This window comes from Acidovorax sp. KPB24-03, from assembly GCF_057546605.1.
This window is the reverse complement of sequence record NZ_BAAJYR010000273.1, coordinates 1-4,676: the sequence shown is the minus strand read 5'-3', so window position 1 is coordinate 4,676 and position 4,676 is coordinate 1. Positions and strand designations below refer to the sequence as shown.

The 4,676-nt window shown below is 69.5% G+C and carries 4 protein-coding genes and 1 pseudogene; 4 read left to right on the top strand and 1 reads right to left on the bottom strand.

Translation table 11 applies throughout. The features are described 5' to 3' along the window. Positions 1–239 precede the first annotated feature (239 nt). A pseudogene (locus tag AC27KI_RS18970) lies at positions 240–848 on the top strand (DNA mismatch repair MutL family protein); the annotation flags it as partial. Between the two features lie 33 nt (positions 849–881). Further along, positions 882–1,544 carry a hypothetical protein gene (locus AC27KI_RS18965; RefSeq protein WP_487115263.1) on the top strand — a complete coding sequence of 221 codons (663 nt, stop codon included), beginning with the start codon at positions 882–884 and terminating at the stop codon, positions 1,542–1,544. A 74-nt stretch (positions 1,545–1,618) separates the two neighbouring features. Here the strand turns inward: AC27KI_RS18965 and AC27KI_RS18960 are convergent, their stop codons facing one another. Beyond that, positions 1,619–2,785, bottom strand: a complete 1,167-nt coding sequence (locus AC27KI_RS18960; RefSeq protein WP_487115261.1) for a glycerophosphodiester phosphodiesterase — start codon at positions 2,783–2,785, stop codon at positions 1,619–1,621. A gap of 444 nt (positions 2,786–3,229) precedes the next feature. Here AC27KI_RS18960 and AC27KI_RS18955 point away from each other — a divergent pair, with 444 nt between their 5' ends. Continuing rightward, on the top strand, positions 3,230–4,123 hold the full coding sequence (locus AC27KI_RS18955) for an alpha/beta hydrolase (RefSeq protein WP_487115259.1): 894 nt from the start codon (positions 3,230–3,232) through the stop codon (positions 4,121–4,123). A gap of 10 nt (positions 4,124–4,133) precedes the next feature. Beyond that, positions 4,134–4,676, top strand: a 543-nt coding sequence (locus AC27KI_RS18950; protein WP_487115257.1) for an MFS transporter, incomplete at its 3' end; no start/stop codon positions are given.

Genomic DNA, 4,676 nt, shown 5'->3' with positions numbered 1-4,676 from the left:
TGACGAGCCCGTGGTCGGCCACCGGGTGACCGACCTGCAGGCGCTGTGGGGATCGCCGAAGGGGCCCGGCGTCGGCGCACAAGACGGCGCCTTCCCGGCCAGCGTGCAGGAGCCGCGCGCCGAATGGGGCCATCCCGGCGCAGCCGGCGCCGCGGCGGCCGGCACCGTTGCCTGGACTCCGCCCCCCCTCTCTGCAGACCATTCCCCCTTCAGCGGCCGACGTGACGCCTGCGCCGCCCGCGCCGGACGACAACGCGCCGGCCTGGCCCCTGGGCCGGGCCGTGGCGCAGATCCAGGGCGTCTACATCCTGGCGGAAAACGCCCACGGCCTGGTGATCGTGGACATGCACGCCGCGCACGAACGCATCGTGTACGAGCGGCTCAAGGCGCAGGTGGACGGCACCGAACGCATCGCCAGCCAGCCGCTGCTGATTCCCGCGACCTTCGCCGCCACGCCGCAGGAAGTGGCCACGGCTGAAGCCCAGGCCGACACACTGTCGATGCTGGGACTGGAGATCGCCCCCTTCTCCCCGAAAACGCTGGCCGTGCGCGCCGTGCCCACCTCGCTGGCCCAGGGCAATGCGGTGGAACTGGCACGCAGCGTGCTCGCGGAGTTGTCAGCACACGACGCCAGCACCGTGGTGCAGCGCGCCCGCAATGAAATTCTGGGTACGATGGCCTGCCACGGCGCGGTGCGCGCCAACCGCCGGCTCACCCTCGATGAAATGAACGCCCTGCTGCGCCAGATGGAAGTCACCGACCGATCCGACCAGTGCAATCACGGCCGCCCCACCTGGCGGCAACTGTCCATGCGCGAGCTGGACGCCCTCTTCCTGCGCGGACGCTGATCCCGGGCGCCGCAGGCCATACGGATCCCACCCATGCCACTGCGCCGCCACCACCCCCATCACCTTCGCTCCGCCTGCCAGGGCTATGGCGTGGCGGCCCTGGCGGCCATCGCCGCCGTCACGCTACCGGCCCACGCGGGGCGGCCCCTCACGGTGGACGACGCCGGCGTGAATGCCCCCGGCGAAGGGCACGTGGAAGTGTGGTGGGAGGGCGTGCACCGCGACCGCGGCGCCTTCTACGTGGCGCCGGCCTATGCCCCGGTGGCGCTGCCGGGTCTGGAACTGGGCGCCCTGCTGGCGCGCGATCTGGACGGCCGCGCCACGGTGCAAAGCGTGGTGGCCAAATGGCAGTGGACGCCGCCGCCCGAGCAAGGCTGCCATGCGGCCAGCAGCGTGGGCCTGTGGCACACCCACCGGGAGCCGCGCAGCACGCGGGCCCTCAACCTGCTGGGCACCTGCATCGCCAGTTGGGGGGCCGTGCATGCCAATGCCGGCACGCTGCACACGCCCGACCACCGCTGGCTGCCCACCTGGGGTGCCGCGGTCGAATCCACCTGGGGCGCGGTCACGGCGCACATCGAGGCGTTCGGCCAGCGTGGCAGCCCGCCCACGTTCCAGACCGGCGCGCTGTGGGAATGGACACCGGGCTGGCAACTGGACGGGGTCGTCGGGCGCGGCAGGGCCGGACCCTGCTGAGCATCGGCGTCAAGCACAGCTTCTGACGCGCCCCGAAACGGTGGCCTGCCGCCGGCAGGCCGTCGACCGAGGGATCAGTCGTCCCGCGCCGCCTTGGCGTGGTCGGGGAAATCCGCGAACACGCCGTCCACGCCCAGGCGGTAGAACATGCGGTATTCGGCCTTCGGGTCGCCCTTGAAGTCGGAAGCCAGGCGGCGCGCCTCGCTGCGGAAGGTGTAAGGGTGCACGAAGAGGCCGGCCGCGTGCGCGTCGGACACGACGGAGGTCGCGGGCATCATCACGCGATCGCGCTCGTCGATCTTGCCGTCGCCGTTCAGGTCATCGGGCTGGCCGTCCTTGTTGTCATCCACCAGCTTCGAGGGGATCAGGTACGGCTTCCAGGGGCCGATGCCGTCCGCATAGGTCTTGACCTCCTTCAAGCCCGCAGGGGTCAGCAGGCTGGCAAACGTGCGCTGGTCGCCGGCCACGGCGAAGTCATAGGGCTTGTCGTAGGGCGCGGTCAGGTCCATGCTGCCGTCGGCCTTGATGTCGTTGGCATCCACCAGTTGCACCAGGCGCACCTGGGTCTTGGTGCGCAGATACTTGAGGTTGGACACTTCGAACGACTGCAGGATGACGGGCGACGCCGCGGTGGTGTAGCCGTACTGCGAGAGCGTGGTGAGCAGCCGGTCCTCGAGCTTGAGGTTCAGGTTGGCGTGGTAGGTGGGGTGCTTGGTTTCGATGTACACGCCCACGGTGCGGCCCACGCGCGTGCCTTCGGACCGGGCGAGGTCCAGCACTTCGGCCAGCGTCGGGATCTGGTACTTGCCGTTGAACGACTGGTCGCGCTCGGCCAGGGGCTGGATGGCACGCAGGGTCTTGATCTCGGCCAGGGTGAAGTCGGAGGCGAACCAGCCTTCTTCCTGAACGCCATCGACCATCTTCCTGGTCTTGCGGCTGGCGAATTCCGGGCGCTGCGACACGTCGGTGGTGCCGGTGATGTTGGGTTCGTGCCGTGCGATCAGCACGCCGTCCTTGGTGGCCACGAGGTCCGGTTCGATGAAGTCCGCGCCCAGTTCGATGCCCTTCTTGTAGCCTTCCAGCGTGTGGTCCGGCAGGTAGCCCGCGGCACCGCGGTGGCCGATCACCAGGGGCTTGGCGCCGTTCAGCGTGGGGAAATCATCGTCGTTGCCGCCACAGGCGGCCAGGGCGGCAGCGGCGGCCAGGGCCAGCGCGGCCCCTTTGAAACCAGACAGGTGCATTGCTCTACCTCGTTGATCGTTGAAGTGCGCCACTGTGGAGGCGCCACATGACAGGACGGTGACTCGGGGAACTTTGTCGCCGCAGCGGTATCTCGGCGCCGAACGCACCGTTGTTGTGCGTTGTTGCCCCACCTTGCACCGGAGTGCCCATCCTACGGGCCACCCCGTCCGGCCGTCACGGCCTATCGATGCTGCGCTGCAGCGTCAATCAGCGCTTTTCCGGGCTCCGGCCCTGGGCAGCGGTGCCGAAATCAGGCCATCTCTCCAGCACAATCCGGATGTAACAAAGCGCATCGACGGGCGCGTTTCTTGCAAAAGCCGGAAAAGCCGGGGATTTCCCGATTTGCTATTGAAAAGTGAGCAACCAAGACAATCAAGACGCCGGCATACCCGCTGAAACACTGCCATAGAACTTTCCCGACACCGCGGCACTCAGTCCTACCCATGAAACGCTGGCCCCTCCTTTCATCCATCGCCCTCGCCATGGCCGTCACGGCAGGTTGCGCCACCCTCGACGCCAAGCAGCGCGAGTGGATCTTCCAGCCCAGCGACCGCGCGTGGGGCGGTGCCCAGTCCACCGACGACATGGAAGATGTCTGGATCGCATTCGACTCGAAAGCCACCGGCAAGTCCGAGAAGCTGCACGGCCTGTGGCTGCCGGCCGCCAAAGCCGATGCGCCCGTGCTGCTGTACCTGCACGGCGCGCGCTGGAACGTGTCGGGATCGGCGGGCCGCATGCGGCGCATGCAGAGCATGGGGTTTTCGGTGCTGGCGGTCGACTACCGCGGCTTCGGGCGCAGCAGCCCGGCCCTGCCGTCGGAGACCACGGCCCTGGAGGACGCCCGCGCCGCGTGGGACTGGCTCGCGCAGCGCGCGCCCGACCAGCCGCGCTACATCTTCGGCCACTCGCTCGGCGGCGCCATCGCCATCGACCTGGCGGCGATGGTGAACGACGAGAAGGGCACCATCGTGGAAGGCACCTTCACCAACATCCCCGAGGTCTGCCACGTTCAAATGGGGTTGGCTGCCGGTGTCGGGCCTCATCACGCAGCGCTTCGAGTCGGCGCGCAAGGTCGCGCACATCGGCTCGCCGCTGCTGGTGGTGCACGGCAGCGACGACAGCCTGATCCCGCCCACGCTCGGCCGCAAGTTGTACGACGCCGCCCAGGAGCCCAAGCGCTTCGTGCTGGTGGAAGGCGGCACGCACCACAGCACGAACACGGTGGGCGAGCCGCAGTACCGCGCCGCGCTGGCGGACCTGTTCCAGGTGTACTGATCCGGCCGGCGTGCGCGGCGACGGCCATCTGCGCTCCCGGTCGGGTGGCGCCCATCTGGTAGGCTCGCCCGCATGTCCGTCCCCCCTTTCGCTGCGGCGGGCCAGGAGCCGCCGGCCGTGGCCGTCGCGCCGGGTCTGGCCATCACCGTGCTCGCGCTGCTGCTGAGCCTGCAGCCCGTCACCACCGATCTCTACCTGCCTGCGCTGCCCTCGCTCACGCGCAGCCTGGACGCACCCGTGGCGTCCGCCCAGCTCACGCTCAGCGCGCTGCTGCTGGCCTTCGGATGCTCGCAACTCGCCTGGGGGCCGCTGTCGGACCGCTTCGGCCGCCGGCCGGTGCTGCTGGCGGGTCTTTCCATCTACACCCTGGCATCCATCCTGAGCGTGCTTGCCCCATCGATGCAATGGCTGATCGGCTGGCGCGTGGCGCAGGGCGCGGCCATGGGCGCGGTGGTGATGTGCGCCCGCGCCATCGTGCGCGACCTCTACACGCCGGCGCTGGGCGCGCGGGCGATGTCGCGGGCCCTCACCGGGCTGGGTATCGCGGCCAGCCTGTGCGCACCGGTGGGCGGGCTGCTGACGGAGTGGCTGGGCTGGGCGCGGGGGCGCTCTCGG